Origin of the sequence: Mesorhizobium sp. SP-1A, from assembly GCF_032460275.1 — a bacterium.
Classification (GTDB): Bacteria; Pseudomonadota; Alphaproteobacteria; order Rhizobiales; family Rhizobiaceae; genus Mesorhizobium.
Window position 1 is genome coordinate 1 of sequence record NZ_JAVXZD010000016.1, and the last position, 12,349, is coordinate 12,349.

General features: G+C 61.0%; 15 protein-coding genes and 2 pseudogenes. 8 read left to right on the forward strand and 9 right to left on the reverse strand.

Annotated elements, in window-relative coordinates:
- Nucleotides 1-210: 210 nt before the first annotated feature.
- The 3 genes from QU595_RS29710 to QU595_RS29720 all read right to left on the reverse strand — a co-directional run bounded on the left by QU595_RS29710 (nucleotide 211) and on the right by QU595_RS29720 (nucleotide 1,364).
- Entirely contained in the window at nucleotides 211-519 is a 309-nt protein-coding gene (locus QU595_RS29710; protein ID WP_315928874.1) for a hypothetical protein, read from the reverse strand.
- Between the two features lie 82 nt (nucleotides 520-601).
- Nucleotides 602-949, reverse strand: coding sequence for a hypothetical protein (locus tag QU595_RS29715; protein ID WP_315928876.1), 348 nt, complete (start codon nucleotides 947-949; stop codon nucleotides 602-604).
- 151 nt (nucleotides 950-1,100) lie between these two features.
- The gene (locus tag QU595_RS29720; protein ID WP_315928878.1) at nucleotides 1,101-1,364 is read right to left on the reverse strand and encodes a hypothetical protein; all 264 of its coding nucleotides are present in this window, start codon (nucleotides 1,362-1,364) and stop codon (nucleotides 1,101-1,103) included.
- 419 nt (nucleotides 1,365-1,783) lie between these two features.
- On the opposite strand from QU595_RS29720, the gene QU595_RS29725 reads away from it, so the two are divergent.
- The 3 genes from QU595_RS29725 (at nucleotide 1,784) to QU595_RS29735 (ending at nucleotide 3,697) form a co-directional block, all read left to right on the forward strand.
- Nucleotides 1,784-2,230, forward strand: coding sequence for a terminase small subunit protein (locus tag QU595_RS29725; protein WP_315928880.1), 447 nt, complete (start codon nucleotides 1,784-1,786; stop codon nucleotides 2,228-2,230).
- A 310-nt stretch (nucleotides 2,231-2,540) separates the two neighbouring features.
- A complete protein-coding gene (locus QU595_RS29730; protein WP_315928882.1) occupies nucleotides 2,541-2,780 on the forward strand; it encodes a hypothetical protein in 240 nt (79 codons plus the stop codon).
- On the forward strand, nucleotides 2,777-3,697 hold the full coding sequence (locus QU595_RS29735) for a hypothetical protein (RefSeq protein ID WP_315928883.1): 921 nt from the start codon (nucleotides 2,777-2,779) through the stop codon (nucleotides 3,695-3,697). The genes QU595_RS29730 and QU595_RS29735 overlap by 4 nt, the downstream gene beginning before the upstream one ends.
- Nucleotides 3,698-4,077: 380 nt before the next feature.
- Here QU595_RS29735 and QU595_RS29740 read toward each other — a convergent pair whose 3' ends face one another.
- Genes QU595_RS29740 through QU595_RS29750 form a run of 3 tightly spaced genes read right to left on the reverse strand, consistent with a single transcriptional unit; the run spans nucleotide 4,078 to nucleotide 4,931 of the window.
- Complete coding sequence (locus QU595_RS29740; protein WP_315928885.1) at nucleotides 4,078-4,353, reverse strand: DUF1488 family protein; 276 nt, start codon at nucleotides 4,351-4,353, stop codon at nucleotides 4,078-4,080.
- 39 nt (nucleotides 4,354-4,392) lie between these two features.
- Nucleotides 4,393-4,590, reverse strand: coding sequence for a hypothetical protein (locus tag QU595_RS29745; protein ID WP_315928887.1), 198 nt, complete (start codon nucleotides 4,588-4,590; stop codon nucleotides 4,393-4,395).
- Nucleotides 4,591-4,592: 2 nt separating this feature from the next.
- Nucleotides 4,593-4,931, reverse strand: coding sequence for a hypothetical protein (locus tag QU595_RS29750; protein ID WP_315928889.1), 339 nt, complete (start codon nucleotides 4,929-4,931; stop codon nucleotides 4,593-4,595).
- A 198-nt stretch (nucleotides 4,932-5,129) separates the two neighbouring features.
- On the opposite strand from QU595_RS29750, the gene can reads away from it, so the two are divergent.
- From can to QU595_RS29765, 3 genes and pseudogenes are all read left to right on the forward strand, one after another.
- Nucleotides 5,130-5,747: a carbonate dehydratase gene (can, locus tag QU595_RS29755; RefSeq protein WP_315928891.1), complete on the forward strand. Its 618-nt coding sequence runs from the start codon at nucleotides 5,130-5,132 to the stop codon at nucleotides 5,745-5,747.
- A 168-nt stretch (nucleotides 5,748-5,915) separates the two neighbouring features.
- Nucleotides 5,916-6,456: pseudogene (locus QU595_RS29760) on the forward strand (sigma-70 family RNA polymerase sigma factor).
- Entirely contained in the window at nucleotides 6,453-6,872 is a 420-nt protein-coding gene (locus tag QU595_RS29765) for a hypothetical protein (RefSeq protein WP_315928893.1), read from the forward strand. The pseudogene QU595_RS29760 and the gene QU595_RS29765 overlap by 4 nt, the downstream one beginning before the upstream one ends.
- On the opposite strand, the pseudogene QU595_RS29770 reads toward QU595_RS29765, so the two are convergent.
- Nucleotides 6,796-6,951, reverse strand: a pseudogene (locus tag QU595_RS29770) (hydantoinase/oxoprolinase N-terminal domain-containing protein); the annotation flags it as partial. The gene QU595_RS29765 and the pseudogene QU595_RS29770 overlap by 77 nt on opposite strands.
- A gap of 114 nt (nucleotides 6,952-7,065) precedes the next feature.
- Here QU595_RS29770 and QU595_RS29775 point away from each other — a divergent pair.
- Both QU595_RS29775 and QU595_RS29780 read left to right on the forward strand, forming a co-directional pair.
- Complete coding sequence (locus QU595_RS29775) at nucleotides 7,066-7,884, forward strand: hypothetical protein (protein WP_315928935.1); 819 nt, start codon at nucleotides 7,066-7,068, stop codon at nucleotides 7,882-7,884.
- A 533-nt stretch (nucleotides 7,885-8,417) separates the two neighbouring features.
- A complete protein-coding gene (locus tag QU595_RS29780) occupies nucleotides 8,418-10,427 on the forward strand; it encodes a S8 family serine peptidase (RefSeq protein WP_315928895.1) in 2,010 nt (669 codons plus the stop codon).
- 83 nt (nucleotides 10,428-10,510) lie between these two features.
- Here QU595_RS29780 and QU595_RS29785 read toward each other — a convergent pair whose 3' ends face one another.
- Both QU595_RS29785 and QU595_RS29790 read right to left on the reverse strand, forming a co-directional pair.
- Nucleotides 10,511-11,413 (reverse strand): hypothetical protein, encoded by a 903-nt coding sequence (locus QU595_RS29785; RefSeq protein ID WP_315928897.1) that lies wholly within the window; start codon nucleotides 11,411-11,413, stop codon nucleotides 10,511-10,513.
- A gap of 147 nt (nucleotides 11,414-11,560) precedes the next feature.
- A complete protein-coding gene (locus QU595_RS29790) occupies nucleotides 11,561-12,331 on the reverse strand; it encodes a response regulator transcription factor (RefSeq protein WP_315928899.1) in 771 nt (256 codons plus the stop codon).
- Nucleotides 12,332-12,349: the final 18 nt, after the last annotated feature.

The following is a 12,349-nucleotide window of genomic DNA, read 5'->3' on the forward strand; positions in this document are numbered from 1 at the left end:
AGTCCGATTGTTGCAATATGCATTGTGGACGCTCCTTGCTTTCCCCTGAGGCAACAGCAAACCGATATCACGGTTGCTGTCGCCGATGGGGAGGCGTCCACATCATCACTCCACTAAAGGGTCTCGGCGGCACTCAACACATCATCCCGAAATGTTGGAGCGAGACGAGGCCGCGTAGAGCACGCAGGTGGCCCGCCCAGCCATCGCGGTCTACTCCTTGACGTAGGGGGTCCCGGGCTGTCTCCCCGCTTTCGGTGCTTTGGTGTCCTTGGAATGCTCGGCAATGGCTGGACCGGCTCCTAGCTTTTCCATGCCGGGGCTAGGTATCGTGCCCGGAGGATTTTGCCCGTCGGAGAGGCGGGTCTTCTCGTTTATGTCATCGAGGTGTTCGGAATTCCCTATGCCAGAAGGCGGTGGGCTGTTCTTTGCCGCATCTTGGGAGAATTCTCCGTTGGTATAACGTCTGGTCTTCTTGACGAGATGATGGGAGCCGGTCTCATATTCTGTATCTCCAGGCATTGTCGTTCCTCCTAGGGCGAGCAACACCAGCCGCTGTGAAAAAGGTTCTGAACAGTCGCCAGTCTCGCGAGGGCAGTTCCGGCTAGTTGGCGGCGAGTGCTGTGCTGCAAGACACCGCTAGAGCCATGTTTGGTTCCGTTTCGCCAAGCGGAGTTGCCCAGCCGGATTTTTCGATAATTCCCCGGCGATCGTAAGACGTAGCTGTTTTCAGCGCCGCGAGCACCTCTGCGGAGTTGGGTGACGTCTTTGACTGCGCGATGCAGTATGGGGTCATGATGGCGACGACTGCATCAACACTTGCATTTTCTGCCATCTTCCGAGCGGATCCGCTTGTAACCCAGCCGCCCCATGTAAAGCCGACGATTGCAAGCGCCAAGGCTCCTGCGGCCGCGCCATATAAGGCCGGCGTAATCCATTGACGGGGTTTCATGATGATGTCCGATCTTTGTCAGGACAGGTGCACATGATCGTGCACGAGAAAGATCATCATATCATGTTACTCAACGGCCAGGCAATAAATCGACATGGACAGAGGCTAGCATCTCCAGTCCTTGGAAAATATCGTTTCCAAATTCAGATGGTCATGTTGCGAGAGTGCAGAGTTCGAGATCTTCTTCATCGAAGACCATTTCCAAAATCGCATATGGCGGCCCCCTGAACCACCCCTCGGCATCGGCTCGCCAGCGATCGAGCACTCGACGCGTGGTGGTGTCTTCATGCCGTGTCTGGGTTTCCACGCGATCAACCCGGATTGCAACAACTGATCGTGAACCAATATCCGTGCAGCGATAGGTCTTGCCGCTGCATTCGAAGTCCTTGCCGATTTCGAATTCGTCAAGTTCCATGGGCATAGTTGTCACCAAAAAGTTGGAGGAGCTGAGCAGACAGCACGATGGTGTGTTGGAGGCAACGTTTCACCGAGGGAAAGCATTGCACCATATGGGTATCGTTTGAGCAACCGATATCATCCCCGCTCCATACAGGCCGAGCAATACCGTCGCCTCTACCGTGATAAGCGCTGGTGTGGCCCGCACGGCATCCGCAAACAAGCGGGCTTCCCATCCTCGAGGATCCACCCAATGCGTGGGGACTGCATTCGCTGTGCCGATCGCGGCTGGGTGTGTGAGAACCACCCCGACAAGCCTTGGAAGATCTCACAGGACAGAATGGAAAGCTGCGACTGCGGCGCCGGCATGCCCTGCCCTGACTGCAACCCCATGAGCGGACAGCCGCATATAGCCGCTGATGCCGCGAAGGATGACGAATGCCCCGCCCCTCCGATTTTACCGAAGAGATAGCGGACACGATCTGCGAGCGCCTGGCGGAAGGTGAAAGCCTGCGCTCGATTTGCAGGGACGAAGGCATGCCGTCCACATCGAGCGTCTGCAGGTGGCTGGCCGCGCGCGAAGGATTTCGTGAACAATACGCGCGAGCAAGGGAGTTGCAGGCCGACGCCCTGTTCGATGAGGCGCAGGATATCGCCAATACGCTGGTGGAAGGCGTCAAGACCAAGGTCACGTCGGACGGCAAGACCGAGGTAACGCGCGGCGACATGATCGAACACCGCAGGCTTCAGGTCGATGTCCGCAAATGGATGGTCGGGAAGCTCGCCCCGAAAAAATACGGCGACAAGCTGGCGCTTACGGATGCCGATGGCCGGCCGTTGACGGTCAACGTGGTACAGCGTGCCGAGCGTAAACCTTCCACATGAATGGGAGCCGCGCGATTATCAGCGGCCGGCATGGGTATCGTGGCTTGACGGGTGCAACCGCCAGCTTCTCATCTGGCATCGCCGCGCGGGCAAGGACGATATCAACCTGCGCATGCATTCTGTCGGTGCGTTCAATCGCGTCGGCACGTACTGGCACATGCTGCCGGAATATGCGCAGGCCCGCAAAGCCATATGGGACGCGGTAAATCCGAGGACGGGGGCGGCGGCGCATAGATGAAGCGTTCCCGCACGAGGTCGGGGCGAACACGCGCGAGACGGATATGCTCATCCGTTTCATGAATGGCTCGACGTGGCAAGTTGTCGGGCCGACAATTACAATGCGCTGGTGGGTACGCCGCCGGTAGGACTGACGGCCTCGGAATGGGCGTTGGCGAACCCCACGGCGTGGGCCTATCTGGCCCCGATCCTCGCGGAGAATAACGGCTGGGCGGCCTTCATTTCGACGCCGCGCGGCAACAACCACCTGAAGGGCATGCTTTCCCGCGACTGCCCAGATCATCGAGCGGGCCATTCAGGTGCAGGTCGATGACGGCCGCTTGCAGGTCGAGCTTGAGGCGATGGCCCAGGACGGCTTTCTCGCATCAGGACGACGGCGAAACGGAGCCGGCCGCCCCTTTTGATGAAACCACCGTCAATGAGCGGATCGTATTCGAGGCGGTAAGCTGGCGCGATTTCCGGCATGGACCTTCCAAGCGGTGGGACAACCGGCCATGGGATGCTTTCCGGCATACGATCAGCGCCGACGACTACGACGGCTTCGTGGATAGGGATCTAGTGAACGTTCAGAACGAAGACGGCACCAGCACGGCCAGTCCGAACGAGTGTGAGGCATGGGAGGTGTGGGACAAGCGTAGAACCCGTCGCAGCGCTGGAACGCTCGACGGGTTCGCTATTTGCACTCAAAACAGGGGTAAGTCTATGAAAACAATAAGCTCGATCTATATCCTCGCTGCGCTCTTGGCGTTGGGCGGTTGCCAAACCACCAAAGGCTCGACAGTCCGATCCGGCCGTCAGCCGCAGTCATCGCGGCCATGTCCGATCAGGAAGTTCGCGACGCGAGCAGCACGCTTTCGTGGATCAACAAGCCGATCATGGCGGCATCATCGCGTTTCTGATCAAGGGCGGGTTTGCGCCATAGCCAGTTATATCCGTTTATACCCCGTTCCCGCAAACCGGCCAGCTCCAGAAATGGGGCGGGCTGTTTATTTTGACATAGAGGCCGTGAACCGGAACCATTGTCGAAGGCGCGTGTTTGGCGTTAAGGCAGAAAGAAATCCGATGCACAATGTTCGCCGCTCGCTCGAACAGTTGCGGCGATATATCGCCGGTTGCAACGACCGGAATGAATTGCAGGAGGTGGATGCGCTGCTCGGAGTGGCGCTGGAAGAAGTTCGGCGAAAAATTCAGCAAAAAGAGGCGCGCGAGCACAGGGAGGTGCGGGGTTAAGGCTACCTGCTGCCGTTAACTGCGTGGTTTCCAGGCGTTACGAACAGAGTCTCCCCCAGAAATTCGAGAGTTTGATATTCTGGCTGGCGTTCTGTCGCCTTGGCGTTCCGCAACGCAATTTCAGCGTCTCTTTCGAGGATCGCGCCAAGCACCCGTCGCCTTGGTCAAAATGTCGCGGATTTCGTCCGGCTTTAATTCTTCCGCGTGCTGGGGGCAGCATCCATGATGTTCAGGAGCAAATCCACGCCGCGCTGGTGTAGCTGCATTCTGCGTCTCCTGGACGCCCCCACCTGCTTCTATCGTGCCGCGACTTTAAGTTTTGATCGAATCATTTCAATGATGCGGTGCGTCAATTCAGGCTCTCTGTCTGCTTTGCGCTTTCACCGCCGGAAATCAGCAACCGTCAGGAGGTAGGGCGGACGCCGGCTGGTAGAATAGACCTTGTGCGCGGTCTCATAAACAGAAGCGCGAGCCGCATTGAACGCTGCGAGGCACACCGTTTCCGACATGCTTGTGTCGTCTTCGCCCCGTGAGGAGACCAGCGCGGCTGCTTCCACGAAGAAAGGCACCTGGAACATGCCATCATCGCCTGTAAAGCGTCCCGCGTTCCGGACCGCGTCGAGGCTGCGACTCCGGTTCGGGAAATCAAGGCTCATGACGACAATCCCTGGTTTTCGCATGAGGACGTAACCGTCTCACGCCTCGTTGCCGATCCTACCCACACGGAAATTTTTGCTTTCAATATCAACGATCGTGCCACAGGCCGGGCACTCCATCTGCGTGTGGGCACGTATCCAACCCACGGTTTTTCTGGTCTCGTGGGCGCAAAAGAGGCACCTCACGCCGATCTCATCATCGTTGAAGGCGCGGTCGGCTGGAATGGATTTGGTCATTGTCAGATCAGCCGGTTTCTGAGCTTGGTTTCCAGTGCCCGCCTGCGTGTTCCATCGGTGTCGTTGTCGATCCGGCGCCGCGCTTCGGTTCGGGGTGCTTTGCCGGTGGCCCCGCCCTCATCGCTCCATCTCGCAAGCGCGTCTTCATGTGAGTCCAGTTCTTTTATGTACATGTTCAGAATTGTGCGCATGTACGCCTGAGCCTTTCTATCGAAGCGCCCAATGAGAAAGCGCGCTGCCACCGTCTGACGGTGCGTGCCTTGAACTAAAGACGGCCGAACTTCGGCAAGGATCTTCTCAATCGCCGTCATGTCTGAAGATTTTAAATAAGTGGAAGACATTACAGTCCTCCTTATGTTGGGGCCAGGCCCGATGGCCGCCCTCAATTCGATTGCGCCCTTGACATGGCCTCGACAATTGCACCCTACGCTCTTTCTCTGGTAGTAGCGAAGATAATCGTTAACACGGCTTAGCAGGCCGGCTGCAGCCGCGCGGATCGAAGCACTATGCTTTGAACGGCGAGTGAGATGGAGGCATGCATGCTCAATGATCTGTTCGACAACAACCGAAAATGGTCTGAGGAGCGGCGACGCGAAGACCCCCGCTATTTTGAACGGCTTTCGAATCTGCAGCGGCCGCAATATCTGTGGATCGGCTGTTCAGACAGCAGGGTTCCCGCCAACACGATCACTGGCCTGGAACCCGGGGAAGTATTCGTACACCGCAATATCGCGAATCTAGTCCATCCCAGCGATCTTAACCTTTTGTCCGTTCTGGAATATGCAATCGAGGTCCTGGAGGTTTCCCACGTCATCGTTTGCGGCCACTACGGCTGCGGCGGTATCCGCGCCGCGCTCGACGGGCAAAAGCACGGCGTCATCGATCATTGGCTGCAGCCGATCCGCGACATTGCCGAACGCAACAAAGATGAACTGGCGCAGGTGCCCAGCCAGGATTCAAAGCTTCGTCTCGTTTGCGAAATGAGCACGCGCAATCAGGTCGAGAGGCTTGAGAAGACTCCTATCGTGCAGTCGGCATGGAAGCGCGGCAAGCGAGTGCGCATTCATGGCTGGGTTTACGGGTTGGAAGATGGGCTGATCTCGGACCTGAAATGCAGTGTTCCGGAATTGACCGCGACGCCGATTCGCGTGAGATGACAATCGGAGCGAGCCAGTTTCGGTTCATGATCAGCCGACAGCGGCTGAAGACTGACATTGCATCGGACGCAGGCTGCCTAATGCATTTGTTCGGGTTCCTCGCAAGCCCCCTTTGACAATGCGGGCTCCCTTTTATTGCGCTGTGTCGCACACTGGAAATTCCGGTAGATGACGCCGCAAGACATCACGAAGCTGATCGTCCGCACCTCGATGAAGGACAGGTCGGCCTTCGATACTCTCTATCGAGCGACCAGCGCGAAACTTTTCGGTGTCTGTTTTGCGTGTTTTGAATGACCGAACGGAGGCAGAGGAGGCGCTTCAGGAGGTGTTCGTCAAGATATGGACGAAGGCCGATCGGTTCGCGGCTTCGGACCTCAGCCCGATTTCATGGCTGGTGGCGATCGCGCGACACCATGCGATCGATCGTATCAGGGCGCGGCGAGAGCACCATTCCGTCATTGAGGGCGCGCTCGATTTGGCCGACCCCGCGCCCGGACCCGAAGCGGCCGCGGTGGCCACGGGCGAGCGGGAAAGAATCCATGGCTGTCTCGAGGAGCTTGAAAAGGCCAGGGCCGACGCGGTGCGTGGCGCGTCTCTGAAGGGAGAGAGCTATGCCGAGCTTGCCGCCCGCCACGGCGTGCCGCTCAATACGATGCGCACCTGGCTGAGACGCAGCCTGATGAAGCTGAGGGAATGTCTCGAAAGATGACGTTCGAGGATGATCACCGGCCAATGGAAGAGGGCGACGATTTGCTCGCCGCTGAATATGTCGTCGGCGCGCTGCCAGTAGAGGAGCGCCGGCAGGCGGCCCGTCGCGTTGAACGCGATCCCGGTTTCGCGCGGCTGGTCGAGGCGTGGGAAGCGCGATTGTCGCCTTTGGCTGACGGTTATCCTGAAGTGGAGCCTCCGGCAGCGGCAAAGCAGGCGCTCGATCGCATGCTTTTTGCCGCGGGCGCTGGCAATCCGACAGGCGGCTTGTGGCAGAGCCTCGTCTTCTGGCGCGGCCTTGCGGCGGCCGCTCTGGCGCTGTTGATCGTCGCCGTGGCGGTTCCGTTGGGTCTTCCGCCGAGGCGAGGAAGCCCTCCGCCTCGTTCTTCGGCGTGGTCGCCGATTTGCCGATCTTGAAGTGCCCCTGGCTGTCCACGAGGATCGTGTCGGTCATGGTGCCGCCGGCGTCGATACCGATAACGATTGGTTGGTTCACTGTCGCCTTCCGCAAACTTGGCTACGATAGGACGAGCCTAGATTCGTGCGGCGCGACCACACCATATGCCTAAAGACACAATGACGGGGCGGGATGGATCATCGAGAAGAAACCATGCGCACGGGCCGGATCTGGGACTGTTTGGCGCGAGCGATCGCCGCCACCGGCACGGCCGAGCATGTCGACCGGCTGATCGACCTGATCGGCGCCGACATCGCGCACGACCTCGTCACGGTCACCCGCTATTCGGCCACCCGGATGCCGGAATTCGTCAAGCACCGGCGTTTCTCCGACGAGATGGTGCGGCGTTACCTCGAAAACTACTACGTCTTCGATCCCTTCTATGCCTGCTGGCGGCGCGAGCAGCGCCTCGGCATCGTGCCGCTGAGGACGTTGGCCGACGACGAGGTCAAGCGCGGCCAGTACATCGCCGAATTCCTCGCCCAGTCGCGGATCTGCGACGAGGTCGGCATATTGCTGGCCGACGGCGGCGACTGGTGCCTCGGCATCTTTCTGGACCGGACCGAAAAGCCGTTCCGGGATTCCGAGCTGGCATTGCTCACGGAGAGGCTCCCGGTCTTCGCCTCCCTGCACGCGCTGGACATCAGGGCGAACTGGATCAAGGCCGGCACGCTGGCCGATCAAAAAACCGAACTCGGCGCGGGACAATATATTGAACCGGTCCCCGGCGACGTTAGTTTAGCTGCAGAAGGGCGATCCCAAGCCTGTTACGGAGGAGTAGACCATGTTTCGCAAGATACTGATTGCAGCTTCGATATTCAGCGTTTTCAGCGTTCCTGTGTTCGCGGCAACCGAATATTGGGTCGCAAAGGATGCGACCACAAAGAAGTGCGAGGTTGTCGACAAGAAGCCAGACGGAACCAAGATGATGAACGAAGGAAAGAAGGTGTACGCAAGCAAGGCGGCCGCTGAAAAAGCCATGAAGGAAATGGCCGCCTGCAAGTAATTGTTTGCCGACGCCGGAAAGGTTGCCGCTATCGTCGCGGCGGTAGCGGCAAGCCAACGGCTCTGCTCTTTGGTCATCAATCGAAGTTCCGGCCGTGTACGATCGCTCGCTTCCGTTTGAATTCAGGCGGCGGCGTCTGTTTGTGACGTGGGCACGCTCTGGAGCGGACGAGCGCGGGTCGGGGTCTGAACCGTAGAGGGCGGGCTTTACGCCAACAGATGTGTAAGCTGAACGCCAAAATCCGGCAGGCCTGCCGGACGGCCACGAACCACCTCATGCTGCCGAGACGACAGGACAGCTACAATCGCCCTATCCTCTGTTCTGCAGTCGCGGCCGAAAACTTGTCGACTTCCGCAACCGGGAGTAAGGTTGGGACATCCCGTCGATCATGCAGGCTGGGCATCGGCGCGGAATGTTCCGCGGCGATTTCGGGGAGCTCGACGGGTCGACCATTTATCGGCGCCGGGCCGCCGCCAACTCGAAGACACGGAGGTCCGCGATGGCCGACGCAGTCAGCGATGGGGTGGGCAAAAAGGAACGCAGGGGCTCGAGCAACAAACGCACCGGGGTCGGAGGGGCGAACCTCAGGGGTCCGGCCGCTCGCCAGTCGGCTGCGGATCAGCCCTTCCTCGACACCACCGCCTACGGGTCGGGACCCGACGACTCGATCACCGACGCCGGCGAAAATGCCGCCATCACGCATCACGTCGCGACCATAAACGGCATCGAGATACCCTACACGGCAACCGCCGGCCATCTCGTCGCCGTCGACCCGTCGAGTTCACGGCCCGCCGCGAAATTCTTCTATGTCGCCTTCACCGCAGACGGCATCGACCCCGCCACCCGCCCGGTGACTTTCTTCTACAATGGCGGGCCGGGTTCCTCCTCGGTGTTCCTGCTGCTCGGCTCCTTCGCGCCGCGGCGCATCAGGACGAGCATGCCCGGCTTCACGCCGCCGCCGCCCTACGCCATGGAGGACAATCCCGACAGCCTGATCGACCGCAGCGACCTCGCCGCCACCATGGCCGCCAATCCCGATCTTCTGGTGCTGTCGGCCAACGGCTGGTTCGATTCGGTGACGCCATTCTTCCAGACCCGGCTGACGCTGGACGCCATGCCGCTGGTGGACGCCGGCGCGCGTGCCAACCTCACCGTCAGGAACTATCCCTCCGGACATATGATCTATCTCGACGCAGGCTCACGCACGGCCATGAAGGCGGATCTCGCCGTGATGTACGACCGCGCGGTCGGCAAGCGCCGTGCGCGTCTTGCCGAGCGGGCGGCGCTGTCGCACAAGGTACCGCACATCGTCCGGCCCTATTTCAAGCTGCCCGGCATCGGCGATGTCGCCTTCCGTCCGGCCGTGGCCGGCGCCAAGCCGTGGAAGGTGCAGGATTTGTGCGAGGCCTATTCCTGGCCGAACGGCCTGGCCGGCGGCGGCGTCATCGCCATCATCGAGTTCAGCGGCGGCTGGGTGCAAAAGGACATCGACGCGTATTTCCGCTCGACCGGCCTGCCGGCACCCGCCGTCGTCGACGTGCCGGTCGGCTCCGGCCGCAACGAGCCGAACCGGCATCCGGGCGATCCGGCCGCCGATCCCGACCGTGAGGTGGCGCTCGACATCGAGGTCGCCGCCGCGGCCTATGCCGTGGCCACCGGCAACGCGGCCAGTGTCCGCGTCTATTGGGCCGACGCCGCCGACTGGGGCGCGATGGCCACCGCCATCATTGCCGCCGCTGCCGACGGCTGCGATGTCTGCTCGATCTCCTGGGGCTCGGACGAGGCCAACTGGAAGGCGGCGGCCGCCGCCGCCGGCATCGACTATCCGGCCAGGCTGAACATGGCGGCACAAGCTGCCGCCAAGGCCGGGATGATCGTCTTCGCCGCCTCGGGCGACAACGATTCCTCGGACGGCGGCCCCGACCCGGCCAATGTCGACCTGCCTTCGTCCAGCCCCTTCGTCGTCGGCTGCGGCGGCACCATGAAGCCGCACGGCGCCGACGCCGTGGAAACGGTGTGGAACGACGATCCCGGCAACCCGCAGGGCTCCGGCACCGGCGGCGGCTTCTCGGAACTGTTCCGCCCCATGCCGGCCTGGCAGGCCGGCGCGCCGCACGGGCCGGGCCGCATGGTGCCCGACGTCGCCGCCAATGCCGATCCCTACACCGGCTACGAGGTGTTCGTTCACGGCGCGCAGGAGGCGATCGGCGGCACCAGCGCGGTGGCGCCGCTCTATGCCGGCTTGTTCGCTGCCTTCGGACGCAAGCTGGGCCTGATCACGCCGCGGCTCTGGCTCAACCACACCTGCTTCAACGACATCACGAAGGGCGACAACGGCTATTTCCGCGCCCGCATCGGCCCCGACCCGTGCACCGGCATCGGCACCCCGATCGCGGACAAGCTGAGCGCGCTGTTCCAGGCGCCCGGCAGGGCGTCGGCCGGTAAGGGCAAGACGCGGCCGGCGGCGAAAACCTCGCGCGACAGGCAAAGGTCGAACGACCGGCCGTGAAGCCGGCAACCTGATCGGCGGCCTCGCCTGATATCGATGGTGTTTGGCTGATTTCCGGCGGTTCATCCTGCGGCCGATCCGGCTCACTTGTCTCCGGACACGGACGGGTCGACCAGATTGATCCGTTGATCGGCGGGAAAGCCGAAAACCTTCTCGAATTTTTCCTTTCCCAGCAACCGCGCCGCTTCGTCGAGAAGATGCTGGTTGCGCGAATTGAGCATCTCGGCCGGCGGCGGTGCGCTGCTCGGGATACGATGAGCGGCAAAACTTTGCACCTCCCCGCGCAACGAGAGCAGCCTGGCCAGCAACTGAGGCTCATCTGCCAGCACGCGCCTTGCATTGGTCTCGAAATCGTCAGGTTCGGATTGCTTCGGCATACCCGTTCCTCCGGCGCGCGGCATTTTCCTCGCTGCCGCGCTGCAACGCGCGATACTTGCGGCCCACGCCGACCGCTGAAGGCCGTAGGTTCCATAGATGAACGTACTGGCCAAGTATCCGCGCGCGCCGCTCACCGTCAGCGGCGCGCTCCGGCCGCCTCCCGTTGCATAAAGCACCTGGTTGGCCAATTGATGGCAAACGCCGTCGACCCCGTAGATGAAGATCGTTCCTCGCGCTCCCGGCGCCTGCCGCGCGTCTGCGTTTGCCACGACCAGGCATGTCGCCAACGGCAGTTTTCCCTTCCGCGACGCCAAGGCTCCGGTGGAATTGCCCGGAATGCCGCCCGACGGATGATAGGCGCCCCAGCAGAACCAATAGTACTTCTTTGCAGAGACGACGGCCTCGACGTCCGGATAGTTGAATTTCCGGTTGTCGAAGGTCGTCACCCATGTGTGATCGACGGGCGACCCGTCGACGAAGGCGGGGGTCGCCCATGCATGAAGCGTCGTGGTCGTTGATGCCGCCATCAGGCCCTCGCTGCGGTCGGCGAAGCGTCTTGCTTCAACGGGATCTGGAGCGATTTTAGCGGCACAGGCTTCCGCTGTCACGAATGTCGGAACCGTCCGGACCGTTGCGCTCGCGGCTATTGCGTACGAGTTTCCGTCGGCGCTGATGGCGTGCGCACTCAAGTTTCATTGAAACCGGCTTGTCGAACTGACCTGAAATCATGGCTCATGCGGCACAGTTGATCAGTCTCAGAATTCGAATGAAGCCGGCGCACCTTGCCGGACGAGCTCCTTTGAACCCAGCAGCAAGACGACTTCCGTCCGGTTCTGGACCCGCAGCTTGCGCATGACGTGCTGCAGATGCATCTTCACCGTGTTGCCGGACATGCTGAGGTTCTCAGCAATCACCTTGTTGGAATGACCGCATCGCAGTTCGGCGATCACGTCCGCCTCGCGACGCGTGAAGCCGTCATGACCATCACGCCGGGCCATGCCATTCATTTGCCTTTCGCCATTCTCCGTCGATGCGGCGCGCGCCATCGACGCGGTCGCCGCTCCGGTTGCCGAGCCATATTGCAGCGTAGCCAGCGGATGCGGACAAAACACGCCGCCGGCCAGCACCAGGCTGACACCCGCCAGAGCGACCTCGACCGGGAGCGAATTGGTGAAGTAGCCGCGAACGCCCATCTCCAGCGCCCGCGATTCCGCCAGGACATCGTCCTTATTGGACAAAAGCACGCTCGCGGCCTTGGGGAAGTGTCTGCCGATCATTACCAGATCAGCGCGCAGACCGGGGCTGTCGACATCTCGGCTCGCCATGTCCAGGGCGATCAGACGGACATCCTTGCCACGGGCGCTTTCGAGATGTTCCGTCGAGTCCGTGTCGAGGAAATCCCAGCCGGCCAGCTCATGTTTCAGGAACCGGACGATACAGGTGCGCACGAGCGTCTGCCCGGCCACGACAGCGATGGTCGGCGGATCGTGCGGCTTGTGCTTTTGGGGTTCGATATCACTGGACATCGCTCATCCCCCTGATCT